This is a genomic window from Ralstonia nicotianae, from assembly GCF_018243235.1.
GTDB classification, from domain to species: domain Bacteria; phylum Pseudomonadota; class Gammaproteobacteria; order Burkholderiales; family Burkholderiaceae; genus Ralstonia; species Ralstonia nicotianae.
This window is the reverse complement of the sequence record NZ_CP046674.1, coordinates 3,018,385-3,043,923: the sequence shown is the minus strand read 5'-3', so window position 1 is coordinate 3,043,923 and position 25,539 is coordinate 3,018,385. Positions and strand designations below refer to the sequence as shown.

Below are 25,539 nucleotides of genomic sequence, written 5' to 3'. Positions count from 1 at the left end.
GCGGTTTGTTTGCGCAGCATAACGCAGCGATTTCACTGCATTGACCGAGGTTTTCCTCTAGCTGGCGTGCATGCCACAGGGGTTTCCCCTACGGGCCTGCGCGTCGCCTCCGCCGGGTGGCGGAGCCTTGTAAAACAAAGCGCTGCGGGCTGTTTTTAAAATTTGTATTCCGGATTTTTCGGGTCGAAAGTCTGGTCGTTCCAGGTCTTGCGCGTGACGTTTTCAATCACGATTTTCTCCAGCTGCCGGCCCGATTCGTCCCATGCGTCTTCGGCGCGCACCCAGGGGTGCCTGAGGTCGAAATACAGGCGCACGCGCTTGGCGTAGAACGCGGGCGGACCGGCGGGGGCGTCCCAGGTCAGCCGCAGCATGCGCAGGCCGCCCTCGGTGACGATCCGGGCCTCGTCGAAGCGGCCGCTGCGTCCGGCCGCCGCGTAGGCCCGGCCGTCGCGCTCGAGCGTATCGACGATGAACTGCAGGCCGAGCTCGCGCGCCGTGTGGTTCGACTGCGCCCGGACGATTGGGCCGTCCAGCGCGCTCCAGAGGGTCGCGAAGCCGAGCAGGCCGCCCAGGTGGCCGAGCACTTCGTCCTTGCGGATGGTCTCGTCGTAGAGGATCTCCTGCCCGGCGTGGGCGCCGCCCTTGAGCCAGCGCGCGTAGACCTGGCGCGGCGCGTCGCGGTAGCGGATGTCCATGATCGAGGGCTGGCGTTGCCAGTGGTCCTTGACGCGCTCCTGGCGCCGTATCCGGTAGGCATATTCGGGCAGCCCGGCGACCTCGGCGCGCAGCCAGCGTGCCAGGGTGTCGGGCCGCATGGCGCGGGCCATGGCGAGGACTTCTGCATCGGGCCAGCCGGCCAGGCTGCCGTCGCGCACGTGCGCGCCGAGCCAGGCCGCCTGCGCCGACGTGTCCATTGCGGCGAACGCGGCGACGGCCTGCGGTGCTTGCGCGGCGGCCCCGGAGGCATCGCCGTCGGGCGCGGACCGCGGCTGGGCCCAGGCGCAGGCCGCCCAGGCCAAGAGCATGGCGGCGGCGAGCGGGCGGATCTGCATGCCGGTCTCCTGTGGGGCCTGCTGTCGCGGCGGGCGCCGTCCCGGTCAGGCCCGGGCAGCGCGGGCGCGCTGGATGTCCGGATCGCTGTCGCGCAGCGCGCGGCGCAGGATCTTGCCGACGGCCGACTTGGGCAGGCCCTCGCGGCGGAACTCGACGAAGCGCGGCACCTTGTAGCCGGTCAGGTGGGCGCGGCAGTGCGCCAGCAGGGCGGCTTCGGTGAGCGCATCGCCGCGCGGCACCACGATGACCTTCACGCGCTCGCCGGCCACCGGGTCGGGCACCCCGATGGCGGCCACTTCCAGCATGTCGGGGTGCAGTGCGATCACGTCTTCGATCTCGTTGGGGTACACGTTGAAGCCGGAGACCAGAATCATGTCCTTCTTGCGGTCGATCAGGCGGATGTAGCCGCGCGCGTCCATCACGCCGATGTCGCCGGTGGAGAACCAGCCGTCGGTGCTCATCGCCCTGGCGGTCTCTTCGGCGCGCTGCCAGTAGCCGTGCATCACCTGCGGGCCGCGCACCTGCAGTTCGCCCGGCTCGCCCACCGGCGCGCTGCTGCCGTCGTCGCGCATGAAGCGCACCTCGGTGGACGGCATCGGCAGCCCGATCGAGCCGGTGAGCTCGGCGATGTCGGGCGGGTTCATTGTCACCACTGGCGAGCACTCCGTGAGTCCATAGCCCTCTACGATAGTGTGGCCGGTCACCTGTTTCCAGCGCTGGGCGATGGCCCGCTGCACCGCCATGCCGCCGCCGATGGTGATCTTCATGGCCGAGAAATCGCGCCGGGCGAACCCGGGATCCTCCAGCAGCGCGTTGAACAGCGTGTTGACGCCCGCGATGCACGAGAACCGCTCGCGGCGCAGGAGGAACAGCACCCGCCGGGTGTCGCGCGGATTGGCGATCAGGATATTGCGCCCGCCCAGGGTCATGAGCATCAGCAGGTTCACCGTGAGCGAGAAGATGTGATAGAGCGGCAGCAGCGTGACGTTGGTCTGCACCTCGCCCGACAGCATGCCCTGGGACCACACCTCGGCCTGCTGCAGGTTGGCGACGATGTTGCGGTGGGTCAGCATTGCCCCCTTGGCCACGCCGGTGGTGCCACCGGTGTATTGCAGGAAGGCGATGTCCTGCGGGCCGAGCGGCACCGGCTGCAGCGCGTGCGTGCCGCCTTCGGCCAGGGCGTCGCGCAGCCGGATCGGCGAGGGCAGGCGGTGCGGCGGCACCTGCTTCCGCATGTGGCGCATCGCGAAGTTCAGCGCGCGGCCCTTGAGGTTGAGGGCGCCGCCCAGCAGGTCGCCGATGCCGGTGAGCACGATGTTGCGCACGCCGGTGCCCGGCAGCGCCTGCTCCAGCGTGCGGGCGAAGTTCTCCAGCACCACGATGGTCTGCGCGCCCGAGTCGCGCAACTGGTGCGCAAGCTCCGACGCGGTGTAGAGCGGATTGACGTTGACCACGATGGCGCCGGCCAGCAGCGTGCCGAACAGGCATACCGGATATTGCAGGCTGTTGGGCAGCATGATCGCCACGCGGTCGTCCTTGCGCACGCCGCACGCCTGCAGCCAGGCGGCGAAGCGCGTGGCCAGCGTCTCGCATTCGCCGTAGGTCATCTCGGTGCCGATGCTGACATAGGCGGCGCGGCCGCGGTACTTCAGCACCGATTCGCGGAACACCTCGACCAGCGAGCGGTAGCGCTCGGGGTCGATCTCCGCCGGCACGCCCTCGGGGTACGACTGCAGCCAGATGCGGTCGGCCAGGCGGCTGCGTTCGGCAGCGGTGGTCATGGTGTCGCCTCCATGGGCGGCGGCGCGTGGTTGTGGTCTGCCGCCCGGGGTGGGTTCAGGGCCGTTCCCGTTCGGCCCGCGCGTCGGTCAGCCGTGCATGCGCTCCGGTCGTTCGAGGATGGCGACCACGCCCTGGCCGCGCGCATGCCGGAACCGCCGGCGCGGCCGGACTTCCACCCGCGCGCACTCGCCCGGCGTCAGGGGGCGGTGCTGGCGGATGGCGTGGCCCAGGTGTACCAGGCCGATCACCGGGTAGGGAAAGGCCCGCTCTGTCGTCAGCATCCGTTGCAGCGGAAAGCCGAGCCGGTGCGGATACGTCAGCGGCACGTCGTGCGCGGGCGAGACGCCGCACACGGCCGCATCGCGCGTGATGTGCGCGGCGTCGAGCGGCACCTCTTGGCGCACACGCACGTGGCGCGGCAGCGGTCCGCCGCGCCGGCCCTTGCGCCACGCCAGTGCGCTGGCCGACGGCGCTTCGGCCACCCACGTCGGCGCGGCGACGCAGGGCGGGGCGATCGGGCAGGTGAGCGCGGCGGCGGTTCGCACGATGCGGCGCCTACGCCCCGAGCAGGCTTTGCCCGCACACCCGCACGACGTTGCCGGTCACGCCGTTCGAGGCCGGGCAGGCGAGCCACGCGATGGCTTCGGCCACGTCCACCGGCTGTCCGCCCTGGGCCATCGCATTCATGCGCCGGCCCGCCTCGCGGATGGCGAACGGCACCGCCGCCGTCATCTGCGTCTCGATGAAGCCCGGCGCCACGGCATTGATGGTGATGCCGCGCTCGGCCAGCAGCGGGGCGCAGGCCTGCACCAGGCCGATCACGCCGGCCTTGGCGGTGGCGTAGTTGGTCTGCCCGGGGTTGCCCGCGATGCCGCTGATCGACGACACGCAGACGATCGCGCCGCCCGCATGCAGCGCGCCGGCGGCGAGCAGCGCGTCGTTGATGCGCTGCTGCGCGGCGAGGTTGATGTCCAGCACGCTGCGCCACGCGGCTTCGGTCATGCGGGCGATGGTCTTGTCGCGCGTGATGCCGGCGTTGTGGACCAGGATGTCGATGCCGCCCATCGCCGCGAGCTGTCGGGCCAGGCGCGCGGGCGTCTCGGCCTCGGCGATGTCGTAGGCGAGCGCCTCGCCGCCGATGGCCCTGGCGACGCCGTCGAGCGCCGGCTGCGCGGCCGGCACATCGAGGCACAGCACGCGCGCGCCGTCGCGCGCCAGCACCTGCGCGATGGCCGCGCCGATGCCGCGCGACGCCCCGGTCACCAGCGCCGTGCGTCCGGCGAGCGGCTGTTGCCAGTCCACCGTGGCCGCCGTTGCCGGCCGCACGCGCACCACCTGCCCCGACACGTAGGCCGAACGCGCCGACAGCAAGAAGCGCAGCGTGGACGCCGCCGCAGGCTCCGCGCCCTCGGCCACATAGACCAGCTGCACCGTGCAGCCGCGCCGGATCTCCTTGCCGAGCGAGCGCGTCAGCCCTTCCAGCGCGCGCTGGACGATCGCCGCCTGCGGCGCCGCGCAGCCCTCGGGCGGCCGGCCGATCACCACCACGCGCCCGCAGCGGCCGATCGCGCGCACGCCGTCGTGGAACACGGTGTACAGCGCCTCCAGCCCCTCGGTCGATGCGATGCCCGTCGCGTCGAACACGATGCCGCCGAGGCGGTCGGACGCCTCGCCTTCCTGGCCCGTGGGCGCGACGAAGCGGCCAGTGATCTGCCCCTGCCGGTTGGCGGCGCCCAGCCATTCGGGGTGGCTGTCGTGGAAGCGCGTCGGCACGCCCATCCCGGCGAACAGCGCGGCCAGCGTCTCGCGCAGTGCCCCGCCCGGCGCCGCGCCCACCAGGAAGGGGCCGGCGAATTCGGGTTCGCCGGGGCGATGGCGGCGCAGCGGGACCGGCTGCGGCAGGCCGAGGTTGGTCGACAGCCATTTGCCGAAGCCGGAACGGACGAAATCGAGATACTTGTCTTGCATCGGATGGTGGGGGAGGGATCAGGCGGCATGCTGCCCGGCCGCTTGCAGGGCCTCCAGCGCGGCTTTGCGGCGCTGCAGGTCGGCCAGCAGGTTGAAGTCGGGCGGGAAGTCGTCCACGGCGACGGCGTGCTCGCCATAGCGGGCATAGTCGCAGAGGCGGGCGCGCTCTTCCTCGTCGATCAGGTGTTGCGCCAGGGCCTGCGCGGTCCACGCTTCGAACTCGGGCAGGCTCTGCGGCACGGGCGCAAGCTTGCCCGCGCGGATGGCGGGTTTCAAGCGCCGTTCGATCGCATCGACCGCCGGCTGCAAGCGGAAGGCGGCTTCTCCGTAGGCGATCGGGTCGGTCTCGGGCGCCGGGCAGTATGAATCGGCGAGCAGGCGATCGCGCGCCGCGCCCGGCGTCTGCACCAGCTCGGCGACCCGCGCCGACAGCGCATCCGCCGGCCGGCGATACGGCGAGCCGAACGGGAAGGTCAGCATGCGCAGCACGCCGGCCACGGCGCGGTTCGGGAAGTTCGCCAGGACGCCGTCGAGCGCGTCGTAGGCGCGGGCCAGCGCGTCCTGCGCCGACCAGTGCGCCAGCGCCGCATCGTCGGCCGGCCGGCCGTCGTCTTCAAAGCGTTTGAGCACGGCGCTCACCAGGTACAGCTGCGAGAGGATGTCGCCCAGCCGCCCGGTGAGGCTCTCGCGGCGCTTGAGCGTGCCGCCCAGCGTGAACATCGACACATCGGCCAGCAGCGCCAGCGCGGTCGAGAAGCGGTTGACGGCCCGATAGTAGCGGCGCAGCGCCGGCGCGGCATCCGATGGCGCCGCCGTCGCGCGCCCGCCCGACAGCGCATGCAGCAGCGCACGCACCAGGTTGCCGGCGACGAAGGCGCCGTGGCCAAACAGCGCCGCGTCGAAGGCGCGCAGGCTCGCGGGCGAATCGGCGCCTTGCGCGGCCGTCATCTCGCGCAGCACGTACGGGTGGCAGCGGATCACGCCTTGGCCGAAGATGATCAGGCAGCGCGTCATGATGTTGGCGCCCTCCACCGTGATGGCGATCGGAATCTGCTGGTACGCGCGCGCCAGGAAGTTGTTCGGCCCCATGCAGATGCCCTTGCCGCCGACGATGTCCATGGCATCGTTGATCACGTCGCGGGCGCGCTCGGTGACGTGGTACTTGGCCATGGCGGAGATGACCGACGGCTTCTCGCCCAGGTCCACCGCCAGCGCCGACAGCCGGCGCGCCGCATCCATCGTGTAGAGGTTGCCGCCCATGCGGCCCAGCGCCTCCCGGATGCCCTCGAACTGCCCGATGGGCGTGCGGAACTGCCGGCGCACGGCGGCATAGGCGCCGGTCGCGCGCACCGCCAGCTTGGCCATCCCGACGTTGGACGACGGCAGCGAGATCGCGCGGCCCGCCGCCAGGCATTCCATCAGCATGCGCCAGCCGCGCCCCACCTGCGCCTGCCCGCCGATCACCCAGTCGATCGGGATGAACACATCCTTGCCCCAGTTCGGGCCGTTCTGGAACACCGCGTTGAGCGGCCAGTGGCGGCGGCCGATGTTGACGCCCGGATGCCGCGTCGGGATCAGCGCGCAGGTGATGCCGGGCGCCTTGTCGTCGCCCAGCAGGCCGTCCGGATCGACCACGCGGAAGGCCAGCCCCAGCACCGTCGCGATCGGCCCGAGCGTGATATAGCGCTTGCTCCAGGTCACGCGCAGGCCGAGCGTCTCGCGGCCCTCGTGCAGGCCGCGGCAGACCACGCCCACATCGGGGATGGCGGCGGCGTCCGAGCCGGCGTAGGCGTTGGTCAGCGCGAAGCAGGGGATCTCCTCGCCGCGCGCCAGGCGCGGCAGGTAGTAGGCCTTCTGCGCGTCGGTGCCGTAGTGCAGCAGCAGCTCGGCCGGGCCCAGCGAGTTCGGCACCATCACCGACACCGCCGCCGCCGAACAGCGCGTCGCCAGCTTCATCACCACCTGCGAGTGCGCATAGGCCGAGAACCCTTTGCCGCAGTATTCCCTGGGGATGATCATGCCGAGGAAGCCGGCCTGCTTGGCATAGGCCCACGCTTCGGGCGACAGGTCCTGCCAGACCTGCGTGCTCTCCCAGTCGTTGGCGAGGTCGCACAGCTTCCCGGTCTCGATGTCGAGGAAGGCTTGCTCCTCCGGCGTCAGCTGTGGCGCCGGGGCCGCGCGCAGCCGTTTCCAGTCGGGGCGGCCGGAGAACAGTTCGGCATCCCACCACACCGTGCCGGCTTCGATGGCGTCGCGCTCGGTCTGCGACATCTCCGGCAGGATCGCGCGGAACGTCGCCAGTACCGGCCGCGTGACCAGCGCGCGGCGCAGCGGCTTGAGCGTGAGCAGCAGGGCGGGCAGCACCAGCACGATGGCCAGCACGGCAGTCGCCACCGGGCCCGCCAGGCCGAGCCACGCGCCGGCCGCGAGCCAGACGGCCGTGCCCGCCAGCCACGCCAGCGCCGGGGCTTCCATGCTGGCGAGCCCGAGCGCGCCGATGCAGAGCAGGACGATCCAGATCGTCATGATGGTCTCCGGTCCATGCGTTCGTGGGGCCGGATGCCTTGCCCGCCGGCATCCGGTGAGCGGCGCATCCGCAAGCCCCGCACGGGCTCAGGCGCCGGGGCTGCGCCAGGGCCGCATCGGATTGGCCGGGAAGATGGCGCGGGCCGCGTTGCTGCGGCGGATCGCCAGGGCACGGGTCCGCGCGGAGGGTGTGGCCTGCGGCGCGGTGCTGCTGCCATCCACGTTGTCGCTGTCGTCGTCGGCTGTGTCGTTGCGTGCGGCCCCGGCGTCGGCGCGCGATGCCGCGGTCCGGCCGAACGGGTCGCCGGAGAAGGGCGCGGCATGCGGCGGGCTGCCGGCGCGCTCGGTGCCTCGGTCCGCGCCGCCGCCCCCGTTGCCGGTGGAATCGTCGTCCGCCGGCGCCGTGGATGCGGGGGGCTGGACCTCGGCCAGTTCCACCACCTGGTCCAGCGCGCCCGCCTCGTCGCCCGGCAGCGGCGCGTTGAGCGTGGCCACCACCAGCGCGGTCAGGCGCGCCAGCAGGGTCGCATCGTTCATCGGCTTGCCCTGCGTGAACAGCGGCAGCAGGTTGTTGAGGTCATCGCCGGCCAGCACGCCGGCCAGCGCCTTGAGCGCGAAATGCAGCCGCCAGCCGAGCTCGGCGCGGGGAAGGCCCGGCAGCGTGCGCGAGAACGCTTCGAAGAAGCGGTCGAAGACGGGCGCATAGTGGCCGAGCAGATAGTTCTGCACGAACGGCGACGTATCGGAATACACGCGGCCCATCAGCCGCAGGAAGGCGGGGCCGCCGGTGTCGGGGGTGCGCGCCATCTGCAGCGCGGGCACGAACAGCGCGCCCAGCACATGCTCGCAGCTCAGCCGCTGCGGCCAGCGCTCCTCGCACGCGGTCAGCAGCGCCAGCCGGCGCGTGTTGAGCGGGTCGAGCCGGCGGCCGAGCACTGACTGCATCAGCGCTTCCTTGCTGCCGAAGTGATAGTTGACGGCGGCCAGGTTGACCTTAGCGCGCGCCGTGATCTGCCGCAACGACATCGCCTCGTAGCCGAACTCGATGAACAGCAGTTCGGTGGCTTCCAGAATGCGGTTCTTGGTGTCTCCTGCGCCAGGACGGGCCATGTCTCCTGCCTCGTTGTTTTGGGGGCCGATCACGCGTTCCATTGCTGCGGTGCAGCGCTCGAACGTACGATTCAAACGTATGTATTGGGTGGTGCGGGCATGTTAGGAACGGATGTTTTAAAACGCCAAGGTCGCAATTCGAGGGGGGGCTCTAGACGGCTTGGGGTTCGTGCGTTGATGTATGAGGCATGAGGGTTGTTGTGGGAGTGTGTGCAAACTTTTTGGGGGCGTTGGTGTTTGGCTGATGGTGGTTTGGTTTGGTTTGGTTTGGTTTGGTTTGGTTTGGTTTGGTTTGGTTTGGTGCTGGTGGTGCATCCTGTGTTTCGGCCCCTGCCGGGGCCGACTCACTTTCTTTGTCTTGCCAAAGAAAGTAAGCAAAGAAAGGCGCGCCCGAGATGGCGACCCCCTCCTTGAATTTTTGTTACGGGGAGGGAGAGGGGGCAAACTCGCTTCGCTCAAACAGCCCCCTCTCTTTTTCCTCCCCGTAACAAAAATTCAAGGCGCCATCTAGGGCAGGAACGGCCAAACCGACGAGCGGCGCAGGCAAACGCCAAAGCCAATTTTGATGGTACGTCTCGTGTCAGATGGTTTGCTTTGCCCTTGCCCTATGCGGCGCCTTGAATTTGTGTTGCAGGGAGGAAAAAGGAAGGGGGCTGTCTGAGCGAAGCGAGTTTGCCCCCTTCCCCTCCCTGCAACACAAATTCAAGGAGGGTGTCGCCGCATCGGGCGCGCTTTTCTTTGCTTACTTTCTTTGGCAAGACAAAGAAAGTGAGTCAGCCCCGGCAGGGGATGAAACCAGGGATGGACCACTAAGCCCGGCTTCGGCGGGGGATGAAACAAGGGATGCACCACCAAGCCCGGCTTTGGCGGGAGACGAAACCAGGGATGCACCACCAAGCCCGGCTTTGGCGGGAGACGAAACCAGGGATGGACCACCAAGCCCAGCCCCGGCAGGGGACGAAACCCGGGACGCACCACCAGCACCCAACCCCAAGGCCAGGACCAAAACCAGTCTTTACGCAGCATCCTGTTAAACTACCGCCCTTCGCAGTCCCCGGGGTCCAGTCGCCCCGTCACCTACCCAGGCTCTGTCCACGATTGGCGCACGAACGAATGCGCGGGACACGCCGGTCCAATTGCTTTTCCATGTCGTTTTCCGAACTCGGCTTGTCAGACAAGCTGGTACGTGCCGTTGCCGAACTCGGCTACGCAGAACCCACCCCGATTCAACGCCAGGCCATCCCCGCGATCCTCAAGGGCGGTGACCTGCTTGCCGGTGCACAGACCGGCACCGGCAAGACCGCCGGCTTCACATTGCCGCTGCTGCATCGCCTGTCCGCTGTGCAGCCCAACAAGGTGCAGACGCCCCACGGCATGCGCTATCCCATCCGTGCGCTGGTGCTCACACCCACGCGCGAGCTCGCCGCGCAGGTGGAAGAGAGCGTGCGCGCCTACGGCAAGTACCTGCCGCTGAAGTCGATGGTGATGTTCGGCGGCGTCGGCATCAATCCGCAGATCGATGCGCTCAAGCGCGGCGTCGATATCGTCGTGGCCACGCCGGGCCGTCTGCTGGACCACGTCGGCCAGCGCACCATCGATCTGTCGCACATCGAACTGCTGGTGCTGGACGAAGCCGACCGCATGCTGGACATGGGCTTCATCCACGACATCCGCAAGATCCTCAACATCCTGCCGCCCAAGCGCCAGAACCTGCTGTTCTCGGCGACGTTCTCGGATGATATTCGCGCGCTGGCCGACCGCCTGCTGGATCAGCCCGCGCTGATCGAAGTCGCGCGCCGCAACACCACCGCCGAGACGGTCGAACAGCGCATCTACCCGGTCGACCGCGAACGCAAGCGCGAACTGCTCGCCAAGCTCGTGAGCGACAACGACTGGCACCAGGTGCTGGTCTTCACGCGCACCAAGCACGGCGCCAACCGCCTGGCCGAGCAGCTCACGCGCGACGGCATCCCGGCGCTGGCCATCCACGGCAACAAGAGCCAGTCGGCGCGCACGCGGGCGCTGTCGGAGTTCAAGGCCGGGACGCTGCGCGTGCTGGTCGCCACCGACATCGCCGCGCGCGGCATCGATATCGACCAACTGCCGCACGTGGTCAACTTCGACCTGCCCAACGTGCCGGAAGACTATGTGCACCGCATCGGCCGCACCGGCCGCGCGGGCGCGCAGGGCGAGGCGATCTCGCTGGTGTGCGTGGACGAGCATGGCCTGCTGCGCGACATCGAGCGCCTGATCAAGCGCGAACTGCCGCGCACCGTCCTGGCGGGCTTCGAGCCGGACCCGACCATCGCGCCGGAGCCGATTCCGAACGGCCGCAACAGTGCCCGTGCGCCGCGCCAGGGTGGCGGTCGCAGTCAGCCGCCGCGCCAGGTCGCGGGCAACGCCGCGCCGCGCGAGCCTCGTGCGCCGCGTGAGCCTCGTGCGCCGCGTGAGCCGCGCCGCGAGTCGGGCGCCAGCGGTCAGGGTCAAGGGCAGGGTCAGGGCCAAGGCCGCAATGGCGGCGGCCGCCAGCGTCAGGCACAAGGCCAGCGCGATGGCCAAGCCGCGCCGAAGCCGCGCGGCGGTCAGGGCAGCGGTAACGGCAACGGCCAATCGCATGCGCGCGGCCAGCGCCAGGGCAACGGCCAAGGCAACGGGCAGGGCGGCCAGCGCCGTGCGTCCAACACGCAAGCCGCGCAGCCGGCCAAGGTGGCGCAGCCCGCACCCAAGCAGCCGTTCAACGGCCTGTTTGCCAAGGCAGCGGCACTGCTCGGCGGCCGCAAGGCCTGACATCCATGCGGCACGACGGTCAGCCTCCATCGCCCGATGCGTCCGAGGCGCCCTATGCCGGCCTGACGCCCGACAGCATTCTCGATGCGCTGGCGCAGGTCGGGCTGATGCCGGACGGCCGCATGTTCGCGCTCAACAGCTACGAGAACCGCGTCTACCAGGCGGGCATCGAAGACGGCGCGCCGGTGGTCGTCAAGTTCTATCGCCCCGGGCGCTGGAACGACGCGCAGATCGTCGAAGAGCACGCCTTCACCGCCGAGCTGGCGGCGGCCGAGATCCCGGTGGTCGCGCCGCTGGAAATCGACGGCCGCACGCTGCACGCCTTCGACCGCTGGCACTTCGCCGTCTTCCCGCGCTGCGCCGGCCGCGTGCCGGCCATCGACCGCGACGACACGCTCGAATGGATGGGGCGCTTCCTCGGCCGCATCCACGCCGTCGGCGCGCGCCGTCCGTTCATGGCCCGGCCCACGCTCGATATCGACACCTTCGGCGTGCAGTCGCGCGACTGGCTGCTCGAACACGATTTCATCCCGCCCGACCTGCTGCCCGCCTGGCGCAGCGTGGCCGATGCCGCGCTCGACGGCGTGCGCCGCTGCTACGACCGCGCGGGCGAGGTCGCGATGCTGCGCTTGCACGGCGATTGCCACGCCTCCAACGTGCTGTGGATCGACGAGGCCGATGCGCTCAAGAACGATCCGCTGCGCAGCGCCGGCCCGCACTTCGTCGATTTCGACGATAGCCGCACCGGCCCCGCCGTGCAGGACCTGTGGATGCTGTTGTCGGGCGATCGCGCGTCGATGCGGCATCAATTGGCCAGCGTGCTCGCCGGCTACGAGGATTTCTGCGCGTTCGACACGCGCGAGCTGCATCTGGTGGAGGCGCTGCGCACGCTGCGCTTGCTGCACTACAGCGCCTGGCTGGCGCGGCGCTGGAACGATCCGGCGTTCCCGGCGGCCTTCCCGTGGTTCAACACGCAGCGCTACTGGCAGGACCGCGTGCTGGAGCTGCGCGAGCAGATCGCGCTGCTGGACGAGCCGCCGCTCTGGTAGCACCAGGCGGCGGTTTTTTTCTGGCGGACGCGGCGGGCGCCCGATGCGCTCAGGCGAACTTGCCGGCCTGGAAGTCGCGCACGGCCTGGAAGATCTCTTCCTGCGTGTTCATCACGAACGGGCCGTACTGCGCGATCGGCTCGTTCAGCGGCTGGCCGGCCACCAGCAGCACGCGCGCCGGCGCATCGTCCGCGCGGATCACCACGCCGTCGCTGCCTTCCGTGTTGGCGAGGATGGCCATCTGCTTGTCGTCCACGCGCTGCAGTCCGGCACCGCCCGGCGCCTGCGCATCGCCGACCAGCGCGCTGCCGCGAAACACATAGACGAACGCGTTGTGCCGCGCCGGCAGCGGCTGCGCGAATGCCGCGCCCGCCGGCAGCGAGAGGTCCAGGTACAGCGGCTGCGTCGCATCGCGCGTCATCGCGCCTTGCACGCCATGCGACTCGCCGGCGATCACGCGCACCGCCACGCCGCCTTCCGTCGTGAACCCGGGAATCTCGGCCGAGGGGATGTCGCGATACCACGGCGTCGTCATCTTGTCGCGCGCGGGCAGGTTCAGCCACAGCTGGAAGCCTTCCATCACGCCGTCCTCCTGCTCCGGCATCTCCGAATGCACGATGCCGCTGCCGGCCGTCATCCATTGCACGCCGCCGGTCTGCAGCAGGCCCTCGTGGCCGGCGTTGTCGCGGTGGCGCATGCGGCCCGCGATCATGTACGTCACCGTCTCGAAGCCGCGGTGCGGATGATCGGGGAAGCCGGCCAGATAGTCATTCGGGTCATCGCTGCGGAAGGCATCGAGCATCAGGAACGGATCGAGCCGGCGCTGCAGCGGCTGGGTCAGCACGCGCGTGAGCCTGACGCCCGCGCCGTCCGAGGTGGCGTGGCCGGTGACGACGCGCTCGACGCGGCGGGCGTGTTCCACGTGGGGTTGTACGAGGGTGTCCATGGCGTTCTCCTGAATCGGGAAGGAATCTGTCACATCCCGAATGTAGGGTGGTTGCCCCTTTTGCACTAGATGGGTATCGTGGGAAAAAATGTTGCCTGCAGCGGGACAATTAAACAAGGCAGGCCAGCCGGTCCCACGATACGAGGAAGACACCATGGATCTCAACCAACTGGCGCTGTTCGTGCGCGTCGTCGAAGCGGGGAGCTTCACGGCGGCGGCGGTGCGGCTGGACTTGCCCAAGTCGTCGGTCAGCCGGGGCATCGCCGCGCTCGAGCAGGATTTGAACGTCCGGCTGCTACAGCGCACCACGCGCACGCTGCACCTGACCGATGCCGGCCAGAGCCTGTACCAGGTGGCGTCGCATGCACTGGAAGAGATCGAGCGCGCCACCACCTGCGCCGGTGAACTGCAGGACCTGCCGCGCGGCAAGGTGCGCATGACGGCCCCCGAAGACGTCGGCCGGCTGCTGATCGCGCCGATCGTGGCGCGCTTCATGCAGCAGTACCCCGACATCGACCTCGACGTGGTGCTGACGCCGCGCAACGTCGATCTCGTGCAGGAGGGCTTCGATCTGGCGGTCCGCGTCGGGCGCCTGGCCGACAGTTCGCTGGTGGCCCGGCCGTTGGGCGTGCTGCGCATCGGCCTGTTCGCCTCGCCGGACTACCTGCAGAAGCAGGGCGTGCCGCAGGCGGTGCGCGACCTGAGTCATCACAACTGCCTCGATTTCCGCGGCACCGGCCGCGGCGAGACGCAATGGCGCCTGGTCGGCCCCGACGGCCTGAAGACCGTGGCCGTGCGCGCGCGCCTGAATGCCGACAGCCTGTCCTATCTCGAAACGCTGATCGCGAGCGGCGCCGGCATCGGCCCGCTGCCGCTCTATGCCGGCGGCGTCGCCCGCGCCAACGCCCCGCTGCCGCGCCTGGTGCGGGTGCTGCCCGAATATGCTACCAGCGGCGAGCCCCTGCATCTGGTCACGCCCACCGCCCGCTTCATTCCCAAGCGGGTTCGCCTGCTGATCGACATGCTGACGGAAGCGATCCGCCACGAGCTGGACAGCAGCGATCCGGCATGAGCCCGGCCTGGGGGCACTGACGCCGCCATCGTCAAATGTTGTGGCGCGTACGCTGTCGCGGGGCGCCGCGCGGCATGATTCATCCCGCGCATGTCGGGCGATGCATCGCGCACGCTCCTGACGTGACCTCGCGAAACGTTGCAGCCTGCTCCCCGTGTGCTGCGACGGGTCCGGCATGCGCGCCTTGGATGTTCCGGCCTTGCCGCCCGGCGAAGCCGCGCCGGCCCGGGCCGCGTTGTCCCGGCTTGTTTCCGGTCACGATGCCGGAGGCCGTTCCTGTCGGCCATGGTCCGCAGAATCAGATTGTTCCGATGGCCGGTGCCATACGTCGCCATGAAAATGCGGGCAGTGCAATCCATGCCACGGAGCGCATCCCGTCATGCCGGCCCGTCGTGACGCGCATGTGGCGCCTGCCGCTTTTCATGGAGCCCGATCATGCGCATCGCCTTGCTTGAGGACGATCCCTTCCAGAGCGAAGTCATCGCCCAGATCCTGTCCCAGTCCGGCCACGACGTGGTGACGTTCACCAATGGCGCCACGCTGCTGCGCATGCTGGGCCGCTCGTCGTACGACATGCTCGTGCTCGACTGGCACACGCCCGGCATGCTGGGCATCGATCTGCTGAGTGTCGTGCGCAGCCGGCACCAGGAAGTCCTGCCGATCCTCTTCGTCACGGCCGAGGCCCGCGAGCGGGGCCTGGTGCGGGCGCTGGGCCAGGGCGCGGACGACTACATCACCAAGCCGTTCCACATCCCCGAGTTGCGCGCCCGTGTCGAAGCCCTGCTGCGCCGGGCCCACCCGGTACCGTACGCCGGCATGCCGTTCGCGGTCGGCCCGTATCACTTCCATCCGCAGCGCCGGCTGGTCACGCTGCACGGTGCGCCGCTCGCGCTCACCGGCATCGAGTTCCAGCTGGCCATGCTGCTGTTCGCCAACGCGGGCCGCACGCTGTCGCGCGACCACATCTTCGGGCAGGTCTGGGGCCGCAATTCGGCGGAGTACACGCGCACGATCGACAGCCATGTGTCGCGCATCCGCCTGAAGCTGCGCCTCGAGCCGGTGAACGAGGTCCGGCTGGTGGCGGTGTACAAGCACGGCTACCGCCTGGATCACCTGAGCGTCGCAGACAAGACCGGCACCCTGGCAGTATCCGTCGCGGAACCCGCGGTGATCTAGCGCCGCGGGTTGGAGGTCCGGCGACAAGCCAAGCACTAAGCGTGCGCTTCGGCCAGTTGCCGGATCCGCTGCAGCAGCATCCGGCGGATCAAGCCGCTGGGCACGCGGATGAGGTACCAGTACGGCGCAAACCGGCGTCGCGTGGCTTCGTCGGGGCAGTGGACGCAGGTCCGCGTGGTCAGCAGCGTGCCGGCATCGTCGGGCTCGGCGATGAACGTCATGACCAGCTTGGCAACACCGGGTTCGCTGAAGCCGCGGAAGTCGTCCGCCGCCACCCGGATCAGGCCGCCCGTCGGTTCCCAGAACCGGCCGATCAGGCCGAATGCGCATTCGCGATCGCCGTCGCGTCCGAGCACGGTGAAATCGTGCAGGCCGAAGGTGGCATCGACACGCCGCGCGCTGGTGTTGGCGCCTGCCCATGCGGCCACGCGCGCGGGCAGGGCGCGCAGATGCAGGAACAGCTTCGCCAGCGGAAAGTCGGCGACATCAAGCTGCGGCACCACGTCGAGCACGCGGCCTGGCGCCGCCGCGATCCGGATCCGGTGCATTTCGCTGAACTGATGCCGGGGGAGGAAGGTGTCGAGCAGGGACATAGGGACGGTTCGTCAGGGATTCATGCCTGGGGTTCTTCGTTCGCGGGCACGGTGCCGATGGCGGTGCCGCGCGCGGGCGGCTCGGTCAGGCTGCGCTTCATCAGCCAGGGCACGCCCGGGATGCGCAGGCCGGCGGCGAACACGAGGTCGCGCGCCCAGCCCCCATGCGTTGCCTGGAAGCACGGCGTGAGCGCACGGCTGACGGTCTGGTAGGCCTGCACGGTGCGCAGCCTGCGCGCATGGTAGGCGAGGGCGCCGTCGACCGGCCCATGCGCCTGCACGGCGCAGGCGAGGGCCAGTGCGTCCTGTGCCGCCAGCGTGGTGCCCAGGCCCAGTTGCGGGCTCATCGCGTGGGCTGCGTCGCCGATCACGCAGTAGGGCGGCCGGGCCAGGGCGCGCGGCCAGGTATGGCGGTAGGCGGCGAACGGCAGGTCGTCGTGCGCGCGGATCTGCTCGACCACCGGTGCCGATTGCGGCCACAGGCGCAGCACCTGCTGCTTCCATTGCCCGATGTCGGTCCGTCGCCAGGCCTCCAGGGCATCGCCGCGCAAGCTCCAGAACATCGACAGGCGCGTGCGATGGCCCTCTGTGTCGGTGGGCAGCAGGCCCATCATCTCGCGCGTACCGCGAAAGCGTTGCTGCAGCGCGCGGGGGTCCCAGCCGTCCACCCACGCCTGGAACCACAGCGTGCCCCAGCGGTAGAGGCTCGACGGCCCCGCCAGCCCGGCCTGCTCGCGCAGCGTCGATGCCGCGCCATCGGCGATGACGAAGAGGTCGAACCCCGATTCGCCACCGGCGTGCACAACCCGCGCCCGCACCCCATCGCGGTGGAGTTCGCGGATGCCGCAGCCGAAGCTGAATGCCGCACCGGCCCGCCGCGCCGCGTCGAACAGCAGGTTCGACAGCGCGGGGCGTGTCACCGCGCGGCCAGGCGAGCCGGCCAGATCGACGTCGATCAGCCGCCAGCCCCGATGGCTCAGGCCGAGCAGCCGGTCAATCGGCGCGCCGATCCCTTCGAGTTCGCGGCCCAGGCCCAGTGCCTCGAACGCGCGGATGCCCTGCGGCTGGATCAACAGCCCCGCGCCCATAGCCGTCAACTGCGGATGTTTCTCGAAAACGCGGACATCGTGGCCCTGCCGGGCAAAGGCGATGGCGGCAGCCAGGCCGGCATTGCCGGCGCCGGCGATGCCGATGGACAGTGGGTGGAGAGCGGTCATGGAAGCGCATCGGAGTCACACCGGCATGATAGCGATGCGCCACACAGTACAGTGTCGCGAGGAAGCGTCGCCACAGGCATCGAGGTGCCAATCGACCCGGTGAATGCCGAACGGGATGTGCCGGCCAGGGCCATTTTTCTTGTGTTGCCCGATGACCGGGCCATTCCGTGGCGTTGTCCACGGCCACGGCACGCTTGGCGTGCAGGCATGGTCACCTGGCGATTGCATCCGCGTTTCTGTCCCGAAATTGTCACGGGCGCGCCGTCAGTATTCCTTCTGACGGCTCAAGGCACGCATTTTTCTGCCTGGGCAAACGATTTCGCGGTCCTCCTCCTCAGCCGTGTGCCCGGCTTCCGGGACACAGATACCGCGAAGCTCGAGGTCAACCCCGACACCCCATGGCGACCTTGCACGATCTCGTCATGTGTCGGCGTTGCCCCGGCGTGTTGTCTTCGATGTCAGGACGTCTTGCGGGAGCGGCCATGTCAACGCTCGACCATCTTTCCAGGCACCGGACCGCGGCGCCTGAGCGGAAGGGGCTGAAGGTCCTGGCCACGTTCCTGCTCGTCGCCCTGGTCGCGGTCGTGCTGTTCGACCTGCTCAACAGCGCGGGCATCCTGGCGCGGATCGACTTCGTTTTCGGCGGGACCCACTGGCCGCTGGCGGGCCAATGCATCCTGTTGCCGTGCTTGTGAGGGCGGTGGCGTGCCGCCGGTCTGGCTGGGGCGATATGACAGATGCCGACATTGCCACGGCCCAGTACGCCCCAAAGCAAAAAGCCGCGAACCCTTGCGGGATCGCGGCTTTTTTGAGACTGGTGGCGAATCAGGGACTCGAACCCCGGACCTGCGGATTATGATTCCGTCGCTCTAACCGACTGAGCTAATTCGCCGAAAACCGCGATTATACCGTTGTCCGATGGGGTGTCAAGCACCTATCGTCAGTCGTGGCGATAGATGTCGACGTCCTTGGTCTCCCGCACGAACAGGGCCCCGATCACGAAGGTGATGGCGGCAATCCAGATCGGGTACCACAGCCCGTAGTAGATGTTGCCGTGCTGCGCCACCAGCGCGAACGAGATGGTCGGCAGCAGGCCGCCGAACCAGCCGTTGCCGATGTGGTACGGCAGCGACATCGACGTATAGCGGATGCGCGTCGGGAACAGCTCCACCAGCATTGCCGCGATCGGGCCATAGACCATGGTCACGTAGATCACCAGGATCACCAGGATCACCAGCACCATCACCGTGTTCATCTGCGCCGGGTCGGCCTTGCTCGGGTAGTTCGCCGCCTTGAGCGCGTCGCTCACCGATTTCTTGAAGTCGGTGATCTTCTTCTTGCTGTCGGCATCGAAGTTCTGGCCGTCGGCCGTGCGGCTGGCGTTGAGCGAGGCGATTTCCCTGCCGGCGATCGTCACCGAGGCGATGGTGCCGGCCGGCGCGTCTTCCGATTCATAGCTGGCCGACGATTGCGCGAGCGTGCGCTTGGCGATGTCGCACGACGAGCGGAAATCGACTTCCCGCGCGATCGGGCTGCCCTGGAACGAGCATTCCTTCGGATCGGCCTTGATGGTGATCTGCGCGGTCTGCTGGGCACGCTCCAGCGCCGGATTGGCATAGTGGGTGAGCGCCTTGAACAGCGGGAAGTAGGTCAGCACCGCCAGCAGGCAACCGGCCATGATGATCCACTTGCGGCCGATGCGGTCCGACAGCGAGCCGAAGAACACGAAGAACGGCGTGCCGATGGCCAGCGCCACGGCAATCAGCACGTTGGCCGTGAACGCATCCACCTTCAGCACCTGCGTCAGGAAGAACAGCGCATAGAACTGGCCCGTGTACCACACCACGGCCTGGCCGGCGGTCAGTCCCACCAGCGCCAGGATCACGATCTTCAGGTTGCGCCACTGGCCGAACGATTCCGTCAGCGGGGCCTTGGAGGTCTTGCCCTCGGCCTTCATCTTCTGGAACGCCGGCGACTCGCTCATCGACAGGCGGATGTACACCGACGTGGCCAGCAGCACGATCGACACCAGGAACGGGATGCGCCAGCCCCAGTCCTCGAACGATGCGCCGGTCAGCTCGCGCACCACCAGGATCACGATCAGCGACAGGAACAGGCCCAGCGTGGCGGTGGTCTGGATCCACGACGTGTAATTGCCCCGCCGCCCGTGCGGCGCGTGCTCGGCGACGTAGGTGGCGGCACCGCCGTACTCGCCGCCCAGCGCCAGGCCCTGCAGCAGGCGCAGCATGATGAGGATGACCGGTGCGGCCGCCCCGATCGTGGTGTAGGAGGGCAGCAGGCCGACGATGAAGGTCGACGTGCCCATGATCAGGATGGTGATCAGGAAGGTGTACTTGCGCCCGATCATGTCGCCCAGCCGGCCGAACACCAGCGCGCCGAACGGCCGCACCAGGAAGCCCGCCGCGAATGCCAGCAGCGCAAAGATGAACGCCGCCGTCGGGTCCAGCCCGGAAAAGAACTGCTTGGCGATGATGGCCGCCAGGGACCCATAGAGATAGAAGTCGTACCACTCGAACACCGTGCCCAGCGAGGAGGCGAAGATGACCTTCTTCTCCTCCCGGGTCATGGGCGAGGGCTGCATGCGCCCGACGGGCGCGTTCGGTGCACTTTGCACGGTTGCCATGTTGTCTCCTGTTCGTGAGTCTTCCCGCTGGGCATGGGACATGACAACGCAACGCAGCGCCCGCGGAATTGCGAACGATTGTGGGAGCCGAAACTTACTGCGTTCTGACACGAACGCCCCCCAAACGGGGCGTTTTCGTCGGGGTATACGCGCAGATGTGCGCGATGGCCGGCGGCCTGCCGAGGCTGCTTCGGCGCATCAAATCGAGGGGGGCGGTGAGGTCGCGCGCGCGTCCTGCTGCGCTGCGCCGGCGTCTCGCGCCGCAGCATCGGCGAGCCGGTTGGTGCGCCAGGCATACAGCATGGTGATCAGCACGTAGGCGATGGGCGCACCCTGGCCGGCCACCCAGTAAGCGAAGGGCCAGTCGAAGATGCGCATCGACAGGTCGCGCGCGAAGAACGCCACCACGAAGGTCACCACGAACCACACGCCCAGCAGCGCGGCGATCCAGCGCATGTTGGAGATCCAGCGCCGGCGCGCGGGCGTCGGTGCGTCCGATGTGGCGTCGGGCGTCATGCCGAGGCCCCCTCGCCCGGCGTGCCGCGCGGCAGGGTGATGCGGAACCGCGCCCCCGCCAGCCGCGGCGACGACTGGTAGACGTAGTCCAGCACCGCGATGTCGCCGCCGTGCTGCTGCACGATCTCGCGCACGATCGCCAGGCCCAGTCCGCTGCCCTCGGCCTGCGTGCCGAGGATGCGATAGAAGCGCTGCATGACCCGCTCGCGCTCGGCCGCCGGAATGCCGGGGCCGGTGTCCTCCACATCTAGGAACACGAAGGGCTCGAACGGCGCGGTGGTCACGCGCACCGTGACATGGCCGCCGTCGGGCGTATAGCGGATCGCGTTGTCGAGCAGGTTGTTGAGCATCTCGGCCAGCATGGTGGCGTTGCCGGAGGTCGTCACCGGCGCGCCGGGCTCCTCGAAGCCCAGGTCGATCTGCTTGGCCCAGGCCTTGGGCAGCCACTCGGCCACCACCTGCCGCGACAGCGCGCACAGGTCCAGCGGCACCATGCCGTCGGCCGCGCCCATGTTCTCCATGCGCGCCAGCGACAGCAGCTGCTTGACCAGGTGCGCGGTGCGCTCCGAGCTGTCGGCGATGTGGGCCAGGGTGCGGCGCAGTTCGTCGGGCGACTGCTCGCGCTGCGCCAGCTCCGCCTGCATGCGCAGGCCGGCCAGCGGTGTTTTCATCTGGTGCGCGGCGTCGGCGATGAAGCGCTTCTGCGTCTGCACCGATTGCTCCAGGCGCCCGAGCAGCTCGTTGAATGAGGCGACCAGGGGCGTCAGCTCCTGCGGCGCCGCGCCTTCGTCGATGGGGCTCGTGTCGCCCGGGCTGCGCGCGCGGATGCGCTCCTGGATCGCGTTGAGCGGCGCCAGTCCGCGCGTGAGCCCGAACCACACCAGGATCACCGCCAGCGGCAGGATCACGAACTGCGGCAGGATCACACCCTTGATGATCTCGTTGGCCAGCTGCGCGCGCTTGTCCAGCGTCTCGGCCACCTGCACCAGCGCGGGCCGGGCGCCGGGCTGCTGCACATAGGTGTACGCCACGCGGATCTCCGCACCGTGGATACGGTCGTCGCGCAGTTGCACCAGGCTGCCGGCGCCGGCGTCCTCCTCGGGGGGCAGCGGCAGATCGCGGTCGCCGGAGACGAACTCGCCGCTGCTGCCGAGCACCTGGTAATAGATGTTGTCGGTCTCGTCCGCGCGCAGAATCTCCCGCGCAGAGATCGGCAACTGCAACGTCACGCGCCCGTTGACCTCGTGCAATTGCTGGCTGAGCACGATGGCGCTCGATTCCAGCGCGCGGTCGTACGGCGCATTGGCGATCGACTTGGCCACCAGGTAGGTCACCGCAATGCTCATCGGCCACAGCAGCAGCAGCGGCGCGAGCATCCAGTCGAGAATCTCGCCGAACAGTGAGCGGGCGATGGGCCGGGTGGCGTCGTTCTCGAGGTGGGGGAGGGTGTCGGCGAGATCGTGGTCGTCGGCGCCCGGCGCGGTGCGGTCGGGCGCCGCGCGCGGCCGGCGCCAGGGCCAGGCCAGCCGGTCACCCATGGACGGCAGCCGGTACGCTCACGCGTTCCAGGCAATAGCCGAGCCCGCGCACGGTGGCGATGCGGATGCCGTCCACCTCGATCTTCTTGCGCAGGCGGTGCACGTAGACCTCGATCGCGTTGTTGCTGACTTCTTCGCCCCAGCCGCACAGGTGGTCGACCAGCTGTTCCTTCGAGACCAGCCGGCCGGCGCGCGACAGCAGGATCTCCAGCAGCCCGAGCTCCCGCGCCGACAGGTCCACCATCTGGTCGCGGATGTAGGCGATGCGTCCGACCTGGTCGAAGGCCAACGGCCCGTGGCGGACCAGCGTGGCGCCGCCGCCGGTGCCGCGCCGCACCAGCGCCCGCACGCGCGCCTCCAGCTCGGACAGCGCAAAGGGCTTGGCCATGTAGTCGTCGGCCCCCAGGTCCAGGCCCTTGACGCGCTCGTCGACACTGTCGGCGGCGGTCAGGATCAGCACCGGCAGCATCGCCCCGCGCGAGCGCAGCCGCTTGAGCACTTCCAGGCCGGACAGGCGCGGCAGCCCGACATCGAGGATCAGCAGGTCGTAGGTTTGCGCGGTCTGCGCGGAAAGGGCCGCGTCGGCGGCGGCGCCGTCCGCGGCCCGGTCGACGGCATAGCCGGCCTGGCGCAACGAACGGGTCAGCCCGTCGGCCAGGGTGGCGTCGTCTTCAGCAATCAGGATGCGCATGCGTGTCTCCCCGCAATGCCGGGCGGATCATCCGATCCGTCCATCCCGCCCGCTACATTTTTTCACGCGACGTCCTAGCGGGAGACTTGTCAAAACCACTGGTTTTTTATACAGTATCCCGAATGCGCGGTGCTGTAGTCTTGGCGGCGCTAAAGTATGGAAATTGGGCCATGTCCCGGACACCGGACGGTGACGCGCGGCCCGCCATTGCGGACGACCGCTGGAATCCCAGGCCCTTGCGGCCAGTTTATACACCAATTTGCACGAAGGACGACCATGGAAGACGGCAAGAAGGCAGCCTCGATGAGCGCAGAAAAGCAGAAGGCGCTGGCTGCCGCGCTCGCGCAGATCGAAAAGCAGTTCGGCAAGGGCTCGATCATGAAGATGGGCGACGCCGAGGTGGAGCCGGTCCAGGTTGTGTCCACCGGCTCGCTGGGTCTGGACGTCGCGCTGGGCGTCGGCGGCCTGCCGCGCGGTCGCGTGGTCGAGATCTACGGCCCCGAATCGTCCGGCAAGACCACGCTGACGCTGCAGGTGGTCGCCGAGATGCAGAAGCTGGGCGGCACCTGCGCCTTCATCGACGCCGAGCATGCGCTGGACGTCACCTATGCCGACAAGCTCGGCGTGAAGGTGCCGGACCTGCTGATCTCCCAACCGGACACCGGTGAGCAGGCGCTGGAAATCGCTGACGCGCTGGTGCGCTCGGGCTCGGTCGACCTGATCGTCATCGACTCGGTGGCCGCGCTGGTGCCCAAGGCCGAAATCGAAGGCGAGATGGGCGACGCGCTGCCCGGTCTGCAGGCCCGCCTGATGAGCCAGGCGCTGCGCAAGCTGACCGGCACCATCAAGCGCACCAACTGCCTGGTGATCTTCATCAACCAGATCCGCATGAAGATCGGCGTGATGTTCGGCTCGCCGGAAACCACCACGGGCGGCAATGCGCTCAAGTTTTACGCTTCGGTGCGTCTGGACATCCGCCGCATCGGCTCGATCAAGAAGGGCGATGAGGTGGTCGGCAACGAGACCAAGGTCAAGGTCGTCAAGAACAAGGTGGCGCCGCCGTTCCGCGAGGCGATCTTCGACATCCTCTACGGTGCGGGCGTGTCGCGCGAAGGCGAGATCATCGATCTGGGCGTGGAAGCCAAGGTGGTCGAGAAATCCGGCGCCTGGTACAGCTACAACGGCGAGCGCATCGGCCAGGGCCGTGACAACTGCCGCGAATTCCTGCGCGAAAACGCCGAACTGGCCCGCGAGATCGAAAACAAGGTCCGCGAACACCTGGGCGTGACGCCGATGGGCGCCGTCACGCTGGCCGAGGAAGTCGAGGAAGATTGATTGGGTTGGCTGTCGGCGCAGATCGACAGCCGTATCGAGATTGACGCGCCTGCCGTTTCGCGACGGTAGGCGTTTTTCTTTGGAGCGTGTCCGGATGGCGTTGCCACGTCAACCGCTGTCGCTGAAGGCGAGGGCGCTGGGTTACCTGTCCCGGCGCGAGCACAGCCGCGCGGAGTTGCGCCGCAAGCTGGCTCCCCATGCCGAGTCCGTCGATGAGGTGGAAGCATTGCTGGACTGGCTGGAGGGCGAGAACTGGCTCTCCAACACGCGCTTTGCCGAAAGCGTGGTGCATCGCCGGGCCAGCCGCTATGGCACGGCCCGGCTGATGCAGGAGCTGAAAACCCACGAATTGGGCGACGACGCCCTGGGCGAGGTCAAAGCGCAATTGCAGGCCTCCGAAATGGTGCGCGCCAAGGCGGTCTGGGAGCGCCGCTTCGGGCGCCCGCCTGCCGACATGGCCGAACGTGCCAAGCAGGTGCGGTTCATGGTGGCGCGCGGGTTCTCCCGGGCGGTGGTATCGCGCATCATCCAGGGCGCGGATGCACCGCTGGACGACGGAGACGAACCGGTCTGAAGATCGCTCGATTATGCAACCAGTTGCTTGCAAAGTGCGGCGGGGCCGCTGGCCCAGCAGGTTGCACCCTGGGCGTTTGTCGTCACCTGTTCGGCGCGGGTTCCTGCGAGGCGCCCCGGTCCGGTCATGACGACGTGCTAGAATTCCCGGCTTTGATGTTGCCCGCGACTTCGGTGGCGGCAACTGCGTTTGCGTGCATTGGTCGCGAACGTTGTGCGGGCACGCGCGATCTGCGTGCGCCGGCCTGCGTCGGTCCTATCGGTCTGTCTGGTCCATGCCTTTGTCCAATCCCGTCCCGCGCGTCGCGCGCCATCGCCGTGCCATCACGGTCGAGGCCTATTTGCGGGAAGACGGCCTGTGGGACATCGAGGCCCGCCTGATGGACACCAAGCCCCATGACATCCCGCTCGTCAGCGGCCGTGTACGGCCGCAAGGCCAGCCGTTGCACGACCTGTGGCTGCGCGTCACCATCGATATCCATATGAACGTCGTGGACGCCGAAGCGTGTTCCGACTGGGTACCCTATCCCACGCACTGCGACACGATCGGCCCGGCCTACCGCAAGCTGGTCGGCCTGAACCTGATGAAAGGTTTCCGCAAGGCCGCCCGTGAGAGACTTGGCGGCGTAGCGGGGTGCACGCATCTGACCGAACTGTGCGCCGTGCTGCCGACCGCAGCTATTCAGGCGTTCCCCGAGGATGCTTTGCCGGCACGCGACCATTCCGACGACCACCGGTCGAACAAGCCCGGGGAGACACCACCGTATCAACTTCATGGCTGCCATGCCCTGCATTTCGAGGGCGAGGTGGTCCGCAAGCATTATCCGCGCTGGTTTGCCTACCAGCCGGCCTCCAGGATCCAACCGCCAATCGCCGAGCCGTCATCGGGGACGTCGTCCTGACGGGTTTCCGGGCGCTCGCGTTTTCAACCTTCATCACACTCATCCAGCCTAGCAAAGGAAA

21 protein-coding genes and 1 tRNA gene are annotated in these 25,539 nt (G+C 68.6%); 8 read left to right on the top strand and 14 right to left on the bottom strand.

Annotated features, from left to right (window positions below):
- Window positions 1–155: 155 nt before the first annotated feature.
- The 6 genes from GO999_RS13960 to GO999_RS13935 all read right to left on the bottom strand — a co-directional run bounded on the left by GO999_RS13960 (window position 156) and on the right by GO999_RS13935 (window position 8,439).
- Entirely contained in the window at window positions 156–1,052 is an 897-nt protein-coding gene (locus tag GO999_RS13960) for a DUF1571 domain-containing protein (RefSeq protein ID WP_011000493.1), read from the bottom strand.
- 45 nt (window positions 1,053–1,097) lie between these two features.
- Entirely contained in the window at window positions 1,098–2,834 is a 1,737-nt protein-coding gene (locus tag GO999_RS13955) for an AMP-binding protein (RefSeq protein WP_211906323.1), read from the bottom strand.
- A gap of 87 nt (window positions 2,835–2,921) precedes the next feature.
- Window positions 2,922–3,380, bottom strand: a complete 459-nt coding sequence (locus GO999_RS13950) for a hypothetical protein (protein WP_248171880.1) — start codon at window positions 3,378–3,380, stop codon at window positions 2,922–2,924.
- Between the two features lie 10 nt (window positions 3,381–3,390).
- The gene (locus GO999_RS13945; RefSeq protein ID WP_211906322.1) at window positions 3,391–4,803 is read right to left on the bottom strand and encodes a 3-oxoacyl-ACP reductase; all 1,413 of its coding nucleotides are present in this window, start codon (window positions 4,801–4,803) and stop codon (window positions 3,391–3,393) included.
- Window positions 4,804–4,821: 18 nt separating this feature from the next.
- A complete protein-coding gene (locus tag GO999_RS13940) occupies window positions 4,822–7,329 on the bottom strand; it encodes an acyl-CoA dehydrogenase (RefSeq protein WP_211906321.1) in 2,508 nt (835 codons plus the stop codon).
- Window positions 7,330–7,416: 87 nt separating this feature from the next.
- Window positions 7,417–8,439: a TetR/AcrR family transcriptional regulator gene (locus GO999_RS13935; protein WP_011000497.1), complete on the bottom strand. Its 1,023-nt coding sequence runs from the start codon at window positions 8,437–8,439 to the stop codon at window positions 7,417–7,419.
- A 1,146-nt stretch (window positions 8,440–9,585) separates the two neighbouring features.
- Here GO999_RS13935 and GO999_RS13930 point away from each other — a divergent pair.
- Both GO999_RS13930 and GO999_RS13925 read left to right on the top strand, forming a co-directional pair.
- Entirely contained in the window at window positions 9,586–11,226 is a 1,641-nt protein-coding gene (locus GO999_RS13930) for a DEAD/DEAH box helicase (protein WP_211906320.1), read from the top strand.
- 5 nt (window positions 11,227–11,231) lie between these two features.
- Complete coding sequence (locus GO999_RS13925; protein ID WP_016723988.1) at window positions 11,232–12,275, top strand: serine/threonine protein kinase; 1,044 nt, start codon at window positions 11,232–11,234, stop codon at window positions 12,273–12,275.
- A 49-nt stretch (window positions 12,276–12,324) separates the two neighbouring features.
- Here GO999_RS13925 and GO999_RS13920 read toward each other — a convergent pair whose 3' ends face one another.
- Window positions 12,325–13,221, bottom strand: a complete 897-nt coding sequence (locus GO999_RS13920) for a pirin family protein (protein ID WP_019717561.1) — start codon at window positions 13,219–13,221, stop codon at window positions 12,325–12,327.
- A 154-nt stretch (window positions 13,222–13,375) separates the two neighbouring features.
- On the opposite strand from GO999_RS13920, the gene GO999_RS13915 reads away from it, so the two are divergent.
- Complete coding sequence (locus GO999_RS13915) at window positions 13,376–14,293, top strand: LysR family transcriptional regulator (protein ID WP_011000501.1); 918 nt, start codon at window positions 13,376–13,378, stop codon at window positions 14,291–14,293.
- A gap of 435 nt (window positions 14,294–14,728) precedes the next feature.
- Window positions 14,729–15,469 carry a response regulator transcription factor gene (locus GO999_RS13910; protein ID WP_016723985.1) on the top strand — a complete coding sequence of 247 codons (741 nt, stop codon included), beginning with the start codon at window positions 14,729–14,731 and terminating at the stop codon, window positions 15,467–15,469.
- Between the two features lie 35 nt (window positions 15,470–15,504).
- Here GO999_RS13910 and GO999_RS13905 read toward each other — a convergent pair whose 3' ends face one another.
- Together GO999_RS13905 and GO999_RS13900 are read right to left on the bottom strand one after the other, a co-directional pair.
- Window positions 15,505–16,062, bottom strand: a complete 558-nt coding sequence (locus GO999_RS13905; protein ID WP_028852627.1) for a hypothetical protein — start codon at window positions 16,060–16,062, stop codon at window positions 15,505–15,507.
- Window positions 16,063–16,082: 20 nt separating this feature from the next.
- Window positions 16,083–17,279 (bottom strand): FAD-dependent oxidoreductase, encoded by a 1,197-nt coding sequence (locus GO999_RS13900; RefSeq protein WP_020831282.1) that lies wholly within the window; start codon window positions 17,277–17,279, stop codon window positions 16,083–16,085.
- A 482-nt stretch (window positions 17,280–17,761) separates the two neighbouring features.
- Here GO999_RS13900 and GO999_RS13895 point away from each other — a divergent pair, with 482 nt between their 5' ends.
- Window positions 17,762–17,974, top strand: a complete 213-nt coding sequence (locus GO999_RS13895) for a hypothetical protein (protein ID WP_011000505.1) — start codon at window positions 17,762–17,764, stop codon at window positions 17,972–17,974.
- Between the two features lie 120 nt (window positions 17,975–18,094).
- Here the strand turns inward: GO999_RS13895 and GO999_RS13890 are convergent.
- From GO999_RS13890 to GO999_RS13870, 5 genes are all read right to left on the bottom strand, one after another.
- A tRNA-Met gene (locus GO999_RS13890) sits at window positions 18,095–18,171 on the bottom strand.
- Between the two features lie 48 nt (window positions 18,172–18,219).
- On the bottom strand, window positions 18,220–19,923 hold the full coding sequence (locus tag GO999_RS13885) for an MFS transporter (RefSeq protein WP_016723983.1): 1,704 nt from the start codon (window positions 19,921–19,923) through the stop codon (window positions 18,220–18,222).
- A gap of 198 nt (window positions 19,924–20,121) precedes the next feature.
- Entirely contained in the window at window positions 20,122–20,439 is a 318-nt protein-coding gene (locus tag GO999_RS13880) for a sodium/substrate symporter small subunit (protein ID WP_071507618.1), read from the bottom strand.
- Window positions 20,436–21,977, bottom strand: a complete 1,542-nt coding sequence (locus GO999_RS13875) for a sensor histidine kinase (RefSeq protein ID WP_019717565.1) — start codon at window positions 21,975–21,977, stop codon at window positions 20,436–20,438. Before GO999_RS13875 ends, GO999_RS13880 begins: the two co-directional genes overlap by 4 nt.
- Complete coding sequence (locus GO999_RS13870; protein ID WP_011000509.1) at window positions 21,970–22,668, bottom strand: response regulator; 699 nt, start codon at window positions 22,666–22,668, stop codon at window positions 21,970–21,972. Before GO999_RS13870 ends, GO999_RS13875 begins: the two co-directional genes overlap by 8 nt.
- 276 nt (window positions 22,669–22,944) lie before the next feature.
- Here GO999_RS13870 and recA point away from each other — a divergent pair, with 276 nt between their 5' ends.
- The 3 genes from recA to GO999_RS13855 all read left to right on the top strand — a co-directional run bounded on the left by recA (window position 22,945) and on the right by GO999_RS13855 (window position 25,478).
- Window positions 22,945–24,003: a recombinase RecA gene (gene recA, locus GO999_RS13865; RefSeq protein ID WP_011000510.1), complete on the top strand. Its 1,059-nt coding sequence runs from the start codon at window positions 22,945–22,947 to the stop codon at window positions 24,001–24,003.
- A 94-nt stretch (window positions 24,004–24,097) separates the two neighbouring features.
- Window positions 24,098–24,577 (top strand): recombination regulator RecX, encoded by a 480-nt coding sequence (gene recX, locus GO999_RS13860; RefSeq protein WP_211906319.1) that lies wholly within the window; start codon window positions 24,098–24,100, stop codon window positions 24,575–24,577.
- Window positions 24,578–24,851: 274 nt separating this feature from the next.
- On the top strand, window positions 24,852–25,478 hold the full coding sequence (locus GO999_RS13855; RefSeq protein WP_197360772.1) for a DUF2889 domain-containing protein: 627 nt from the start codon (window positions 24,852–24,854) through the stop codon (window positions 25,476–25,478).
- Window positions 25,479–25,539 lie beyond the last annotated feature (61 nt).